The 15,998-nt window shown below is 43.9% G+C and carries 11 protein-coding genes; 4 read left to right on the forward strand and 7 right to left on the reverse strand.

The annotated features are described in order from the left end of the window. Window positions 1-23: 23 nt before the first annotated feature. The 4 genes from gnd to AC6UD4_RS04755 all read left to right on the forward strand — a co-directional run bounded on the left by gnd (window position 24) and on the right by AC6UD4_RS04755 (window position 6,251). Window positions 24-1,454 (forward strand): NADP-dependent phosphogluconate dehydrogenase, encoded by a 1,431-nt coding sequence (gnd, locus tag AC6UD4_RS04740; protein WP_500694125.1) that lies wholly within the window; start codon window positions 24-26, stop codon window positions 1,452-1,454. Window positions 1,455-1,590: 136 nt separating this feature from the next. Beyond that, window positions 1,591-3,138: a multicopper oxidase family protein gene (locus AC6UD4_RS04745; RefSeq protein WP_500694126.1), complete on the forward strand. Its 1,548-nt coding sequence runs from the start codon at window positions 1,591-1,593 to the stop codon at window positions 3,136-3,138. Window positions 3,139-3,448: 310 nt separating this feature from the next. Next, entirely contained in the window at window positions 3,449-4,696 is a 1,248-nt protein-coding gene (locus AC6UD4_RS04750; protein WP_500694127.1) for an MFS transporter, read from the forward strand. Window positions 4,697-4,700: 4 nt separating this feature from the next. Continuing rightward, complete coding sequence (locus tag AC6UD4_RS04755) at window positions 4,701-6,251, forward strand: bifunctional metallophosphatase/5'-nucleotidase (RefSeq protein WP_500694128.1); 1,551 nt, start codon at window positions 4,701-4,703, stop codon at window positions 6,249-6,251. Between the two features lie 30 nt (window positions 6,252-6,281). On the opposite strand, the gene AC6UD4_RS04760 is transcribed toward AC6UD4_RS04755, so the two are convergent. The 7 genes from AC6UD4_RS04760 to AC6UD4_RS04790 form a co-directional block, all read right to left on the reverse strand. Beyond that, window positions 6,282-7,043: an amino acid ABC transporter ATP-binding protein gene (locus tag AC6UD4_RS04760; protein ID WP_500694129.1), complete on the reverse strand. Its 762-nt coding sequence runs from the start codon at window positions 7,041-7,043 to the stop codon at window positions 6,282-6,284. Then, window positions 7,036-8,505 (reverse strand): ABC transporter substrate-binding protein/permease, encoded by a 1,470-nt coding sequence (locus AC6UD4_RS04765; protein ID WP_500694130.1) that lies wholly within the window; start codon window positions 8,503-8,505, stop codon window positions 7,036-7,038. The genes AC6UD4_RS04760 and AC6UD4_RS04765 overlap by 8 nt, the downstream gene beginning before the upstream one ends. 145 nt (window positions 8,506-8,650) lie before the next feature. Continuing rightward, entirely contained in the window at window positions 8,651-10,027 is a 1,377-nt protein-coding gene (argH, locus tag AC6UD4_RS04770; protein ID WP_500694131.1) for an argininosuccinate lyase, read from the reverse strand. Continuing rightward, entirely contained in the window at window positions 10,024-11,250 is a 1,227-nt protein-coding gene (locus tag AC6UD4_RS04775) for an argininosuccinate synthase (protein WP_500694132.1), read from the reverse strand. The genes argH and AC6UD4_RS04775 overlap by 4 nt, the downstream gene beginning before the upstream one ends. Before the next feature lie 96 nt (window positions 11,251-11,346). Next, complete coding sequence (locus AC6UD4_RS04780; protein WP_500694133.1) at window positions 11,347-12,810, reverse strand: APC family permease; 1,464 nt, start codon at window positions 12,808-12,810, stop codon at window positions 11,347-11,349. Between the two features lie 18 nt (window positions 12,811-12,828). Beyond that, complete coding sequence (locus tag AC6UD4_RS04785; RefSeq protein WP_500694134.1) at window positions 12,829-14,160, reverse strand: aspartate aminotransferase family protein; 1,332 nt, start codon at window positions 14,158-14,160, stop codon at window positions 12,829-12,831. 377 nt (window positions 14,161-14,537) lie between these two features. After that, window positions 14,538-15,824, reverse strand: coding sequence for a cation:dicarboxylate symporter family transporter (locus AC6UD4_RS04790; protein WP_500694135.1), 1,287 nt, complete (start codon window positions 15,822-15,824; stop codon window positions 14,538-14,540). Window positions 15,825-15,998 lie beyond the last annotated feature (174 nt).

Below are 15,998 nucleotides of genomic sequence, written 5' to 3' on the forward strand. Positions count from 1 at the left end.
ATATTCGAAAAGGAAGGTATATTATGGCTGATAAAAAAGCAAACATTGGTGTTGTTGGTATGGCTGTTATGGGTAAGAACCTTGCCCTCAACATTGAAAGTCGCGGTTACACAGTTGCAATTTATAACCGTACTGCAAGTAAGACTGAACAAGTAATGAAGGATCACGGTGACAAACACTTGATTCCAAGTTACAACGTTAAGGATTTCGTTGAATCAATTCAAAAACCTCGTACGATCTTATTGATGGTTAAAGCTGGAAAGCCAACTGATGCCGTTATTGCTGAACTATTACCATTACTTGATAAGGGTGACACTCTTATTGACGGTGGTAACACTAACTTCCACGATACTATGGCTCGAAGTGAAAAACTTGCTAAGTCAGGTATTAACTTTATCGGAATGGGTGTTTCTGGTGGTGAACTTGGAGCCCTTAAAGGCCCTTCACTAATGCCCGGTGGTCAAAAAGAAGCCTACGACCGTGTTGCTCCAATCCTTGAAAAGATTGCTGCTAAGGCCGAAGATGGCGAACCATGTGTTGCTTACATTGGCCCTAACGGTGCTGGTCACTATGTAAAGATGGTCCACAACGGTATCGAATACGGTGACGAAGAATTAATCGATGAAACCTTCAACCTTTTGAGAAATGCTGCTGGTTACTCAGTTGATGACCTTGCTAAAATCTTCAAAGATTGGAACAAGGGTGAATTAAACTCATACTTGATCGAAATCACTGCTGACATCTTGACTAGAAAAGATGACTTAGGCGACGACAAGAACAAGCCAATTGTTGACGCAATCTTAGATCGTGGTGCTAACAAGGGTACTGGTAAGTGGAGTTCAATCGATGCTTTAGACATTGGTGCTCCTCAATCAGTTATCACCGAATCAGTTTACGCTCGTTTCATCTCAATGATGAAAAAAGAACGAATGGCCGCTTCAAAGGTTCTTCATGGTCCTGCCAAAGAACCTAAGTTTAACAGCGACGAAATCGTTGAAAAGGCTCGCCAAGCATTATACTTCGGTAAAATCATGAGTTATGCTCAAGGTTTCGAACAAATGCGAATGGCCTCAGAACACTACGGTTGGGACTTGAAGTACGACCAATTAGCTAAGATTTGGCGTGCTGGATGCATTATCCGTGCCCAATTCCTTCAAAACATCACTGATGCCTTTGATAAGGATCCTAAGTTAACTAACTTGTTAATGGACCCATACTTCTCAGACATCGCTAACAAGTACCAAGACTCAGCTAGAGAAATCGTTTCGTTAGCTACTGAAGCAGGTATTCCTGTTCCATCATTGTCAGCTGCCGTTTCATACTTCGACTCATACAGAGCTCAAGTACTTCCAGCTAACTTGCTTCAAGCACAACGTGATTACTTCGGTGCTCACACTTACGAACGTACTGACCGTCCAGGTAACTTCCATTACCCATGGTACAAAGAACAATAAAACAAACGTTTTAAAAAGATCGACTTTAATAGTCGATCTTTTTCTATGTTTTTAGCTAACAAACAAGCATTATAGTCTAAAAAGCTGTATTATGATGGTGTAGTAGATAGTTAAACAATTAGGGAGGAACAAGACAATGTCCGAACGAAAAGTATACAATGATTATTTCTATGATGAACCAGCTTTTAACACCCATGACGGTGGATACATTCCACTCAAGGTGCCTGATGTTCCAGAACACAAATTAAACATCCCCGAAATTTTAAAGCCCGATAAAGAAACCGATACCGACATGTGGTACACGGTGGATGCTCAACCAGGTGAAACTCAGATTTTACCCGGTGAAAAAACAAAGACTTGGGGTTACAACGCTAGTATTTTAGGTAAGACCATCATTTTAAAAGAGGGTAAACACATGCATGTGACCTTAAAAAATGACTTACCAGTTTTAACCACCTTTCATTGGCACGGACTAAATGTTTCCGGTCCATACGTTGACGGTGGTTGTCACGCACCAGTTTACCCTGGTGAAAGCAGTGAAATTGAGTTTACGGTGGATCAGCCTGCTGCCACATTGTGGTTGCACGCTCATCCATGTCCAGAAACTTCTGAACAAGTCTACAAGGGTCTTGCAACCCCAGTGGTTGTTCAAGACGACATTGAATCCAAGTTACCTTTCCCAAGAAATTACGGAGTCGATGACATTCCCGTTGTCCTACAAGACCGTCATTTCCACAAGGGTAACCAACTAAACTACAGAGAAGACTACGATCCAGACGGTGTTCAAGGTCCAACTGCCATGATTAATGGTACCGTGAACCCCTACTTTGATGTTACTACCCAACGAGTACGACTCAGATTCCTGGACGGCTCCAACCGTCGTGAATGGCGCCTTCACTTTGATGACGATCTGAAGTTCACCCAGATTGGTTCTGATGGCGGAATTCTTCCTGAACCAGTCGAGTTTACACACCTCATGATGGTTTGTGCCGAACGTGATGAAGTCATCGTTGATTTCAGTGGTTATAAACCCGGTGATGAAGTTCAACTCTACTCCGACGACGTTCCCATCATGACGTTTAAGATTCATGAGTTCGCACCAGACAACACCAAGCTCCCAGATCACCTCGTTGACATGCCACCATTTGCCAAAATTGACAAGGACGCTCCCGTTCATAAGGCAGCTATGTCTGGAATGGACGAATCCGTTGAAATCAACGGTAAAAAGTTCGATATGCAACGAATCGATGATCGCCAAGAAGTCGGTAAAGAACGAATTTGGGAAGTATCTAATTCAAACGAAATGGATGGCGGGATGGTTCATCCTTACCACATGCACGGAACTCAATTCCGAGTACTTTCCAGAAACGGTGGTGACCCTTATCCAAACGAACACGGTTGGAAGGACACCATTGGGGTTAACCCCGGCGAAGTCGTTCGCTTGCAAGTTAAGTTCGACTTCCCTGGCGTTTACATGTATCACTGTCACATTACGGAACACGAAGACGGTGGCATGATGCTTCAGATCCAGGCTTATGACAAGAATGATCCACACAAGAAGTACAAGTTAATGAACATGGATACCCTACTGAACGCTCTTTCAAAAGAAGAGGGCATCCCAGTGAAGGACTTAGATATCCCAGCTATGAATTCATACAAAAAGATGGGAATCCACATGTGTTAATTAAAGATTGGAAAACAGCTGCAGTGATGCGGCTGTTTTTTTGTGGGTAAAATCATTTATGTAATTTATTAATGTTAAAAACAAGCGTCATGATGCAAATTCATCCAATTATCATCTAATAATTACAAACTTGGTCCGTTGCATTTTATCAACTTTATGATAATATTAATTACAATATAGAGCTTTAAATGGTTCAGAGAAGCCACAAGCATAACATGTTATCCATATAATGATTGAACGATTGTGTTCTCATGCTATTCTGTGCAGTGAATCTGGACCCTGCAGAATTAAATGGGAGGACAATTTTTTTATGCCAAAATTGACAAAGTATCAAAAGCGCATCACGTGGTCAACTGGGATTGGGTTCATCCTAGAACGAATGGACGCCATGTTTATGTCACTGGCACTGGCTTCAATCATCATTAGCTTAAACATCTCAAAGGCTCAGGGTGGCTTACTGCCAGCCATTACCGCCATCGGATCAATTTTCGGTGGGATTGGCTTTGGCGCAATCGCCGACCGTTATGGAAGGGTCAAAACCCTCTGCTGGACCATCATTATCTATGCCATTGGAACCGCCGGAATGGGACTTACCAACTCGTTCTGGATGCTATGTCTCTTTCGCATCATCATCGGTGTCGGTAATTCTGGTGAGTATGGGATTGCGATTACCATGCTAAGTGAGGCCTTCTCCAAGAAATATCTTGGTCGCTTGTCGGCCGCTGCTGGAGTCTGCGGTCAAATTGGTTCAATTATTGCCTCCCTCCTATCTGCCTTTATCCTTCCCCACTTCGGTTGGCACGTCCTCTTCTTCATTGGGATCGTTCCCGTTATCTTAGCTTGGTTTATCAGATTTCACTTACCCGAGAGTAAAGAATTTACCGAGAACCGGAACGCCATTGAAAAAGATCCCAACCGTGATTTCAGCCACTGGACCGAATTATTCGCCACCCCGAAAGAATGCTTTCTAACGGTCAGAATCATGATTATGTTCATGATTCACATCGCCGGCTATAACGGTCTAATTAGTTGGCTTCCCTCAATTGCTCAAGAAAGAATGCACATCTCAGTGGCCGGTTCATCCCTTTGGATGATTGCGACCATCGTCGGCATGTCACTTGGGATCATGTGTTTTGGGATCGTTCAGGATCACCTCGGCAGTCGTCTGGCGTATGGCATCTGGCTACTAGCCGCCGCTGCCTCAGTCTTTTTACTGATTATCGCGCAAAATAAGTTGGAATTTTTAATCGGTGGTGGAATCGTTGGTTTCTGTTCCGACGGGATGTATAGTGGTTATGGAACCATCGTCAGCAAGCTCTACCCAACCGAGATTCGGGCAACGGCCAACAACACCATCATGAGTATTGCTAAAAGTGTCGGCAGCTTTTCCACCGTCCTGATTGGATTCTTGATGGATCGCTTTAACCTCATGGCGGTGATCCTCTTTTTGAGCGGGATTTACCTCGTTAGCTTCGTAATCATGCTGTCAATCAAGGAATTAAAACACGAAAACAAGACGCCAATCACTACATCAGAAAACACGGAAAAGGTGGCATAATAACTTGAAAGTCCGAATTTTATCAACCAGTGACGTGCATGGATACGTGTACCCCACTAACTATACAACCCGCAATAACCACGCTTCACTCGGCATGCTTCAGGCAGGTGCCATCATCAAAAAAGCACAACAGGACGAAAAAGACGACGAAATTGTCGTAGCAATTGAAAATGGGGACTGGATTCAGGGATCACCATTTTCAACCTTTTTGTCAGAACAGGGCGCAGACAAACGTCGTCTTCTCAGTCAAATAACGGCTGATGTTGGATACGATGCCGCTACCCTTGGAAATCATGAATTTAACTACGGCCAACAGTACATTAGAGACACTGAAAGTAAACGTAATTACCCCATTTTGAACGCCAACATTGAGGGTGCCATTTCTAACAAGATTGCCGATCAACCGTACGTAATTATCAAGAAAAAAGGCGTCAAGTTTGCCATTCTCGGACTAACGACCGCCTTTATTCCCAATTGGGAGCGTCCTAATAACATTCAAGGATTAAAATTTAATTCAGCACTAGCAACGGCTAAGCAGTATGTTCCTGAATTACGTCAAAGGGCGGACGTGGTCATTGTCGCCTACCATGGTGGGATTGAAGCCGATCCAAAGACCGGTGAGCCGACGGAAAAGGACACGTCAGAAAACGAAGGCTACCGCATTGCGACGGAAGTCCCTGGAATTGATGCCCTCATTACGGGTCATCAGCACCGTCAGTTGGCGGGAAAAATTAATGGCGTTCCCTTCACTCAGCCTGGAGTTCACGGCAGTGATGTCGGTGAAATTGACCTGGATTTAACTTCTAACAAACAGCTTGTTAGAAGTTCCAGTCATCTCATTTCAACGGCTCACACCCAACCAGACTATGACCTAATTCCCGATCATCAAATCGAAAGCGAGGTGGAAGAATGGCTGGATCAACCAGTCGGCCAGACCACGGGAGCAAGCATGCTGATTGACGATCCCATGAAGGTCCGAATGAACAATCATCCCTACATCGACTTTATCAATCGGGTGGAGATGGATGCGATGAACGTTGACATCGCCGGAACCGCCCTCTTCAACGATGATATTAAGGGTTTTCATCATGACATTTCAATGCGTGAAATCATCAACGGTTACAGTTACCCCAACACCATTATGGCCGAAAAAATTACCGGAGCGGATTTAAAGCGGGCCCTCGAAAAATGTGCCGAATTTTTCGCCATTCAAAACGGTAAGATTGTCATTGACCCCAAATTCATTACCCCCAAAATGCAACTATTTAACTACGACATCTACAGTGGAATTGACTACGAATTTGACATCTCCCAACCGGTTGGCAAACGGGTGGTTAAACTCAACTATCACGATCAACCCATTGCTTATAATCAGGAATTAAAGGTTGCGTTAAATAACTATCGGGCCATCGGTGGTGGCGACTATGACATGTTTAACGCCCAGAAGGTAATCAACGAAAGTCCAGACAGTGCCTCCGACTTAATTGTGCAGTATCTAAAAAGACACGACCCCTATGTCGCCACCATCCCGAATAATTTAACGGTCAGAAAATAAAAAGAGCTTCCAAACGGAAGCTCTTTTAGTCTACTCATCTTCATTAATAATTTTATCGATAAATTCTTTGGTTCGCTGATTTTGGGGATGATCAAAGAGCTGATCCGGTGTATTCTTTTCCTGGATGTAACCGTCCGCCATAAACCAGACTTCATCGGCTACCTTTTTCGCAAAACCCATCTCATGGGTCACAACCACCATCGTCATGCCCTCGTTGGCCAGTCCTTGCATGACATGAAGCACTTCACCGACCATTTCAGGATCAAGTGCACTTGTCGGTTCATCAAATAACATAACTTGCGGATTCATGGCAAGCGCTCTGGCCATGGCAACCCTTTGGGCCTGTCCACCAGAGAGACTGGACGGATAAACATTGGCCTTCCCCTTTAATCCCACTCGGTCTAGTAATCTCAGTCCAATTGAAGCGGCCTCCTGATCTTTGACGTGTTTCACTTTTTTAGGAGCCAGCTTTAAATTTTCTAAGACGGTCATGTTAGGAAAAAGATTAAAGCTTTGAAAAACCATGCCAATCCGTTCACCCAAAGTAGCAACCTCTTTGTGGTTGAACTTGGTAAGATCCTTTCCATCAAAGATAATTTGTCCGCTGGTGGGTTCTTCCAACATGTTCAGACACCGTAAAAAGGTACTCTTGCCAGAACCAGAGGGGCCGATCACACAGATGACCTGGCCCGTTTTAATGGTTCCGTCGATGCCTTTTAAGACCTCATTTGCTCCAAAATCTTTTTTCAAATCGTTGACTTGAATCAACGCTTCATTATCAGTTTTAGTCATGGTTCATCCTTCTTTCAAAGTAGTTCAGCACCCTTGACAACGAGAACGAGAGGATAAAGTAGAGAATCATTGCGACGGCAATTGGTGCCACTCCTCTGTAAGTGTCAGCCCGAACGATGTTTAGTTCGTACACGATTTCTGTTACTCCAATGATTGAAACGATGGAACTGTCCTTGATAATGGTGATAAATTCATTTCCAAGGGCGGGCCAAATGTTCTTAAAGGCCTGGGGCAAAATAACCGATGCCATCATGTCTTTTTTAGAAAGCCCCAGACTTCTCGATGCTTCTGACTGCCCCTTGTCAACGGCGTTAATCCCACCTCTGATAATCTCACTGACATAAGCACCACTGTTTAAGGAAACGGCAATAATGCCGGCGGTTAACGCGGGAATGTTAACCAGGACGCCTAAACCGAAGTAGACGAACAGGACCTGTACCATCATAGGTGTTCCTCTGACAAACTCGGTGTAGGCGACTGACGGCCAGCTCAAGAACTTGTATTTCGAGAGTCTCATCAGTACCAAGATGATGCCAAGAATGATGCCGAAGAAGACGGAAACGACTGAAATAATTAAAGTATACTCAACCCCAGTAGCGAAGTATTTCCAGTAGTGCCACATTGACGTGTTGTGGGTATTAACCTTCATGTGCTTCCCGGCATCCTTTAAGTATTGTGGAATCAGTTTCTTTTGGTGAATCTGATCAATACTTTGATTGACGGCGCTTACAAGGGACGTGTTACCCTTCTTAAACGCAATGGCAGTCCCAACGTCGTTTTTATTTAATTTGTACCCCGAATCAACGGCCTTTAGGGCATGATCGTTTGCGACATAGGCTTGAGCCACCGGCTTTTCAACCCCGACGGCAGCAACCTTGTGGGTCTTAAGTGCCAGAACTAAATCTGGTGTCTTGTCCATCCCAACTACGTGCGCGTTGGGAATATACTTTTTAGCTAAACTTTGTTGCAGGGTCCCGGTCTGGGTTCCAACCCTTTGCCCCTTTAAACTATTTTTGTTTTTAATTTTGCCGGCATCATTTTTGTTGATGAGAAAATCCTGTCCACCGCTATAGTAAATCTTGGAGAAATCAGCATTCTGCTTCCGTTCGGGAGTCGGATTAATTCCGCCAATTGCCATGTCAATCTTACCCGACTGAACGGCTACCAACAGGGAATCAAAACTCATATTCTTAATCTTTAACTTAACGTGTAAATTTTTCGCAATCTGTTTGGCAATGTCAATATCAAGTCCGACATCGTCCTGTTTCCCATTCCTATTAACCTGAAACTCAAACGGAGGGTAATCCGGAGCGGTTCCAACCGTCAGTGTGCCTGATTGCTTGACTCGGTTCAATGATTGGTCATCCGCGTGTGCTGGTCGTCGTGTTAACAAGGTACCCATTCCAACAATGACAACGACTAACAACAACTGCATGACCGTCTTTAACTTCGACTTACTCATTGAACTTCATCTCCTTAACAATTTCTTAATTAATTTTTCAAAGTGTACCACCTGTGAAATGAAAAGCAAATCTAATTTAAGAAAATTTGCTACCAGAGAACACAAAAAGACTGAAGCCATGCGGCTTCAGTCTTTTTTGCTTTTTTTATTTTAATTCAGCTTTAGCCTTGTCAATCTGCGCTCTGACCTGCTTAAACCCGGTTCCACCTTCGGAGTTACGGCGCTTTACGGCCACTTCTGGATCAAGTTCATGATAGACATCGTCCTGGATTACAGATGAGGCTTTCTGTAACTCTTTTAAACTCATGTCCTGTAAGTCACGGTGCGTCTGAATGCAGTTTAAGACTAATTTACCAACAATTCCGTGGGCCTCACGAAACGGAACCCCCTTGGCCGCCAAGTAGTCGGCCAGCTCGGTTGCGTTTGATAAATCATGCTTGGTACTATCACGCATCTTGTCCTTATTGATCTTTAGGGTGGAGAGCATCCCGTTGAACACCTTGAGTGCCGGCAAGACGGTCTTAACCGCATCAAAGACCCCTTCTTTGTCTTCCTGTAAGTCTTTATTATAGGCCAATGGCAGTGATTTCATGGTTGACAGAAGTCCCATCAAGTCACCATACACGCGCCCGGTCTTTCCCCGAATCAGTTCGGCCATGTCTGGATTTTTCTTCTGCGGCATGATTGAACTACCAGTCGAATACTCGTCACTGATTTCTAAGTACTGAAACTCATAACTAACCCACATACTAATCTCTTCACAGAAACGGGACAGATGCATCATCAAGATGGAACAGTTACTCAGAAATTCCAGGGCAAAGTCACGGTCAGAAACAGCGTCTAACGAATTGGCATAGACCTCATCAAAGCCAAGTTCTTGGGCAGTAAACTGCCGGTCAATGGGAAACGTGGTCCCAGCAAGAGCCGCCGCTCCCAGTGGCAGCATGTCCGTGTGCTTCTCATTAAACTCAAAACGTTCCTTGTCCCGCTTCAACATCTGGTAGTACGCCATCAAGTAGTGGCCGTACGAGATGGGCTGGGCATGCTGAAGGTGCGTATAACCCGGCATGATGGTTTCCACGTTTTCATCCGCCATCTTCACCAACGTCTTCTGTAAAATCGTAATCTCGTCAATGATTTTGGGAAGCCGCTTTTTTAGGTATAAATGAAAATCCGTTGCCACCTGATCGTTTCTGGAACGCGCCGTGTGAAGCTTTCCGGCTACCGGACCAATCCGATCGGTGAGGATCTTTTCAATATTCATATGAATATCTTCATTTGCTTTGGAGAACTTAATTTTACCAGCGTGCAAATCGGTTTGAATGCCCTCTAAGCCACTGACAATCTGTTTAACGTCGTCAGCGGGAAGAATGCCAGTCTTTTCTAGCATTTTTACGTGAGCCAGCGATCCCTCAATATCCTCGTCAGCCATTAACTGGTCAAAAGAGATTGACGAACCAAAATTATCAACCGATTCATCAGGTTGCTCGGTAAAGCGGCCACCCCATAGTTTATCGCTCATTTACTTTTGTCCTTTTGCTTTTGATTTTTAATCTGAACCTGGGAGTTCACCTTCGTTGGAAGACCCCACAATTTGATAAAGCCCTTGGAAGCCACCTGGTCGAATGAATCCGATGAGGTGTAGGTAGCAAGATCCTTATCATACAGCGAGTTCTCTGACTTCCTACCAAGGACGGTGACGTTACCCTTAAATAACTTAACTCTGACCACCCCACTGACGTGTTTCTGCGAATCCTTCAAAAAGGCCTGAAGTGACTCCATTAGTGGTGAGAACCAGAGTCCGTCGTAGATGACCTCACTGATTTCGTTTTCAACAATGGGCTTGAAGTGTGCCAAGCCTCTTTCAAAGGTCAAATCTTCGAGTTCCTTGTGAGCTTTAAGGAGCACCGTTGCCCCAGGAGTCTCATAGACTTCTCTGGATTTGATTCCAACTAACCGATTCTCAATGTGGTCAATTCGACCGATTCCATTTTCACCGGCAATCGTATTTAACTCCTTGATGATATCAGCGAATTTCATGGGCTTGCCGTTCAACGCAACTGGAAGACCTTTTTTAAACGTAATTTCTAGTTCGGTTGGTTCATCGGGCGTTTCTTCAACCGGTTTGGTCATATCAAAGGCATCTTCTGGAGCGCTAACCCATGGATCTTCTAAGACCCCGGCTTCGTTAGCACGACCCCAGATATTACTGTCAATTGAATATGGTGAATCTAAATCAATTGGGATATCAATATTGTGATCCTTAGCGTACTCAATCTCGTCTTCTCTAGACCAGTGCCAGTCACGAACTGGACTTAACACGTCTATGTCGGGAGCAAGGGCATGAATAGCAACTTCAAATCGGACCTGATCGTTTCCTTTTCCAGTACAACCATGAGCGATCGCATCGGCGCCTTCGTTCTTTGCGACCTCAACCAATTTCTTTACAATCAAAGGTCTTGATAAAGCAGAAACAAGCGGATACGATCCTTCGTACATGGCGTTGGCCTGTAAGTCGACTGAAGCATACTCATCAGCGAATTCATCTTGAGCGTCAATGACGTATGAGCGGACGGCACCCACCTTTAGCGCTTTATTTTTAATGAATTCTGGGTCCTTGTTTTCGCCAACGTTGATGCAGGTTGCAATGACGTCATAACCTTTATCAGTCAACCAAGCGATCGCAACTGAAGTATCAAGACCACCAGAATATGCTAGAACAACTTTCTTCCTTTTATCTGACATTACTAATTCACCCTTTTCTTTTAAGATTGTTCTAAGAGTACTACGCGAATATTGATTTTTCAACCACCTTTGGGATAAAAGTCACATATTCAACACTTAAAGGTTCTCGTCAATCTCTTGATCATCACTGTCGGGAATCTTGGAGTCGGCGTGACGCATGCCATAAACGAAGTAAATAATGACACCCAACAGGAACCAAACGACCGCATAAATTTTAGCCTGAATATCGAGTCCCATAAAGACAGCGAGGGAACCCAAAAAGCCTAATGCGGGTAAGATTGGATAAAAAGGAATCCGGTAAGCCGCCTTGGGGAGGGTTTTCCCTTCGCGTCTTCTGAGTGGATACATGGACAGTGAGACCGCCATGAAGGCAATTAACGTCCCAGCTGAAATCAATTGGGCGAGGAAGGTAAACGGAAAAATGGCCCCCAGAATGATTCCAATGATGGTGATGATCCAGAGCGCATTACTTGGAATCTTTTTTTGATTCAGTTTGCCAACGGCCTTGGGCAACATTTTGTCACGGCCAAAGGAATAGATTAAACGGGAACCAGCCATCATCATTCCAATTAAAGCCACTAACATCCCGGCAACCGCCACGGCCTGAACGACGGTGGCAACGATGGTGTGACCACTTTGTCGAAGCGCCCACCCCACTGGTTCGGCGTTGTTAGTATACATGGTGTACTTAAACATCCCTACCAACACTAGTGAAACACAAATAAAGAAAATCGTAGCGATTACTAACGAACCGATGATGCCACGTGGCATGGTTTTTTGGGGATTCTTAGCTTCACCAGAGTTAGAGGCAATGGAATCAAACCCAATGTAGGAGAGAAAAATCGTTGAAATTCCAGCGTAGATCCCTTGCCAGCCACCAAAGACCGTTCCATCAGGATTCGGATGACTTTTCGGGAAGAACGGAACGTAGTTTTGGGCTTTGATAGCGGTCGCCCCAACCACGATAAAGGCAACGATTGCCAGCAGTTTCAACACTACCAACACGTTTGAAATTCGAGTTGTTTGTCGGTCACCACGCATCAAGATGTAAGTGACAAGTGCCAACACTAAAACGGCAATAATATCAATTACCCCTCCGTTAGTACCAAGTGGGGAAGAAATTGCCTTCGGTAGCGTAATTCCAAGCGGCGAGATTAGTCCTTGGACGTTTGATGAGAGTCCAGCGGCAACAAAGGCCACGGCGATTAGGTATTCCGCTAGTAGCGCCCAGCCAACGATCCAGCCCCAAAATTTACCAAACAGGACTGAGATCCACGAATAAGCAGAGCCGGCAAAGGGCAAGACGGACGCCATTTCAGCGTAATTCATTGCTACGAGGCCAGCTACTAGTGCTGCTAGGATGAACGAAATGACAACGGCCGGACCGGTGTACTTGGCTGCTACAATCCCAGGTAAGGTGAAAATTGACGTTGAAAGGATGGTTCCAAGGCCAAGGGCGAGGAAGTCCTTGACGGTCATGGTTTTTTCCAAGTGTTTATCTTTAGATATATAGAAATGAAAATCAACTTTTTCATTCATCTTGTGCCAAATATTTTTCATGCTTCAAACTCCTTTTGATTACCAACCCATATTTGCGGGTGATTTAGTTAATTTTCCGTCATTTAATTCTTGCATTGCCTGCTCAATCATTGAAAAGGCTTTTTGTAAATCGGTTTCTTTAATTACCAACGGTGGTTGGAAACGTAAAACATTGCCACGGACGGTAATCATGATGGCCCCTAACTCAAAAATCCGATAAATTAGTTTGTTGGCAGTATTACCATCTGGTTTCTTGGTCTGAGGGTCAACAATGTCAATTCCACCGTTTAATCCATACATCCGAACGTCCCCAATAAAGGGAAACCGGTTTTGCATTTGCTTAAAGAATTGATTGGCCTGTTTGCCTAATCTTGCGCTTCGTTCTACCAAGTGTTCGTTTTCAATGACGTCTAGAGTAGCGTTAGCAGCGGCCGCCGACACTGGATTACCAGCCGTCGTAAAGGTATTCCCAGGTGCATCCAAGGCATCCATAATTTCTTTTCGACCCGCAACGGCACTGAGCGGCAATCCGGATGCAATTGACTTTCCAATCGCAACTAAATCTGGATGAATATCCTTAAAATAATCAATTGACCACATCTTCCCACTTCGTCCGAGTCCTTGATTAACCTCATCTACGGCAAATAGGATGCCATGATCCTTGGCGAATCGATACACCCGATTTAAAAAACGTTCTGGTGCTTTAATAAAACCACCATCACCTTGAATGGCTTCGATCTCAATGACCGCCGTCTCTTCAGCTGGTAAATAAGTCTCAAATGGCAACTTAAAGGCCTCAAACATCCGATCACTGAATTCATCATCATTTTCACCCTTTAGACGATTCCATGGACTTGGATAGGGAACCTTAACTACACCAGGTAAGAGTGGCCCAATTTTGCGTGACATGTTGAGACTAACTGCCGAAGTACTAATCGATCCATACGTAGAACCATGATAAGCACCGGTAAAACTCACAATGTATTGACGGCCCGTGAATGCTCTCGCAAATTTAATGATCGCATCATTCGCGTCAGACCCAGAATTACCAAAGGCCACTTTAGTTTGCCCGTCAATTGGAGCCAATTCAGCTAATCGTGGCGCTAACTTAGCTTCTTCAGAAGTCGCAAAATAGGCTGGAGTGTATTGAATCAACCGGCTAGCTTGATCTGAAATGGCTTTGACAACTTTCTGATGACAATGTCCAGTATTAGTTGATGAAGCACTGGATAAGAGGTCAATGTAACTGCGTCCATCTTCGTCCGTTAAAATGGCTCCGGCCCCTGATTTAATTACAATATCAAAATATTTAATTCGTGCCGCCTTTGAATAAGCCCGCTGTTCGTGATCCAGCGTTTCTTTATTTGTCATTTCAAACCCTCCTTAAACTATTTATTAAAGTTAACTTCTTGAAAATAAAAAAGTCCCCCAGTTCACATAACTGGAGGACATTACCTACTTACCCCCGCAGTTACCAACAAAACTGTGAGGACTTAAAGAAGAAGTTAGCTCTGACTTAAAGGCATCTTATTATCCACACAATTTTTAATCATCACTGTGACTAAAATGAATAATAAAATGCTAATCATGGAAACTACGGGTGCCGTCATCGCTAAAACTTCCTTTCATTAGTTTCACTGATTGTAAATTGAAACGACCAATCCTGTCAATGCTTTTTTATCAATTTCTTAACAAACGACAAAATAAAAACTGAAGCCAGCTTAAATGTCCAACTTCAGCTTTAACGATTATGCTTTTTTTGATTTAACTTGTTTGACATAACTATTCGCTTGCTTCCGGTTAAATTCATGTTCAGAACTTCCAATTACAACCGTCGCAAGTGAATTGCCGACCACGTTGACTGCCGTCCGACCCATATCAATGAACCGATCGATGCCGGCGATGAAGGTCAAACCAGACATGGGAACGCCAATCGTTGAAATAGTGGCAAGCAGAACAACAAAGGAGGCCCCTGGAACTCCAGCCATTCCTTTTGAAGTGATCATCAATACAATCAGTAAGGTGACCTGCTGTCCAATCGATAAGTGAATGTTATAAGCTTGAGCAAGAAAAAGAGCCGCCAGTGACTGATAGATTGCCGAACCGTCAAGATTAAAGGTGTACCCAGTTGGGATAACGAACGAAACGATTGATGGACTAACGCCAAAGTGATCCATTTTTTGAATCATCTTAGGTAGAACCGCCTCAGAGCTGGCAGTCGAAAAGGCTAAAACAATTTCATTCTTGATAACCGCCAAAAGGTCCGAGAGTTTGAAATGACAGAGGCGAGCCACGACTCCCATTACTACCAGAACGAAAACAAGCATAGTGAGGTAAACTAAGAAAACAAAATAACCTAACGGTAACAGGGCCTTAATTCCTAGTTCGGCCAAGGTGACCCCAATTAGGGCACAAACTCCAATTGGAGCTAGGTGCATGACCCAATTTGTAATTTTAAACATAACTTCTGAGACCGCACTCATGAAGTTAATAATGATTTGTCCCTTTTCACCGATGGCTGCGGTTCCTAAACCAAAGAAGACCGAAAAAACAATGATGGGCATCATATCACCCTTGCTTAATGACGCAAAGATGTTAGTAGGAATTAAGTTCATGATCATGGACCAGATTCCTGTATTTTTGGATTGCTTGGCAGTCGCTATGTATTGACTAATGTCCGTCGATCCATGCATTTGATGAACATTAATGTAAGTTCCGGGATGAGTGATGTTAGCGACTAAGAGACCCAAAATAATAGCAACCGTGGTCATTAATTCGAAGTAAACCAGCGTCTTTACCCCAATTCGTCCGACCTTTTTGATGTCACCCATTCCGGCAATCCCAACCGTTAAACAAGAAACCACAATTGGTAAAACAATCATTTGAATTAGGCTAATAAACATAGTCCCAATGTTTTGCATTACATTAATGGCATCTTTATTCTGATAAAAAATAACACCTAAGATAATCCCTAAGAACAAGCCAAATACAATTTGCCAACCGAGTGAAAAACGATACCAGCGTTGTTTTTTCATAAAATCACTACCCTTATGACTTAATTGTTGGTAATTATACACCTAATTTACGGCACAAAAAAAGAGTTCCTAACCAAATGGTTAAAAACTCTGGGTTGCGTGGCAACGTCCTACCCTTGCAGGGGGCGATCCCCCAACTACTCTTGGCGTGCTGAAGCTTAACTTCTGTGTTCG

The sequence above is a fragment of the Fructilactobacillus sp. X3R5C2 genome (assembly GCF_059901175.1).

Coding starts and splice junctions, on each gene's coding strand:
- AC6UD4_RS04765 (WP_500694130.1), bottom strand. CDS start 8,505: ATGAGTAAGTCGAAGTTAAAGACGGTCATGCAGTTGTTGTTAGTCGTT.
- argH (WP_500694131.1), bottom strand. CDS start 10,027: ATGAGCGATAAACTATGGGGTGGCCGCTTTACCGAGCAACCTGATGAA.
- AC6UD4_RS04775 (WP_500694132.1), bottom strand. CDS start 11,250: ATGTCAGATAAAAGGAAGAAAGTTGTTCTAGCATATTCTGGTGGTCTT.
- AC6UD4_RS04760 (WP_500694129.1), bottom strand. CDS start 7,043: ATGACTAAAACTGATAATGAAGCGTTGATTCAAGTCAACGATTTGAAA.
- AC6UD4_RS04790 (WP_500694135.1), bottom strand. CDS start 15,824: ATGAAAAAACAACGCTGGTATCGTTTTTCACTCGGTTGGCAAATTGTA.
- AC6UD4_RS04745 (WP_500694126.1), top strand. CDS start 1,591: ATGTCCGAACGAAAAGTATACAATGATTATTTCTATGATGAACCAGCT.
- AC6UD4_RS04750 (WP_500694127.1), top strand. CDS start 3,449: ATGCCAAAATTGACAAAGTATCAAAAGCGCATCACGTGGTCAACTGGG.
- gnd (WP_500694125.1), top strand. CDS start 24: ATGGCTGATAAAAAAGCAAACATTGGTGTTGTTGGTATGGCTGTTATG.
- AC6UD4_RS04780 (WP_500694133.1), bottom strand. CDS start 12,810: ATGAAAAATATTTGGCACAAGATGAATGAAAAAGTTGATTTTCATTTC.
- AC6UD4_RS04785 (WP_500694134.1), bottom strand. CDS start 14,160: ATGACAAATAAAGAAACGCTGGATCACGAACAGCGGGCTTATTCAAAG.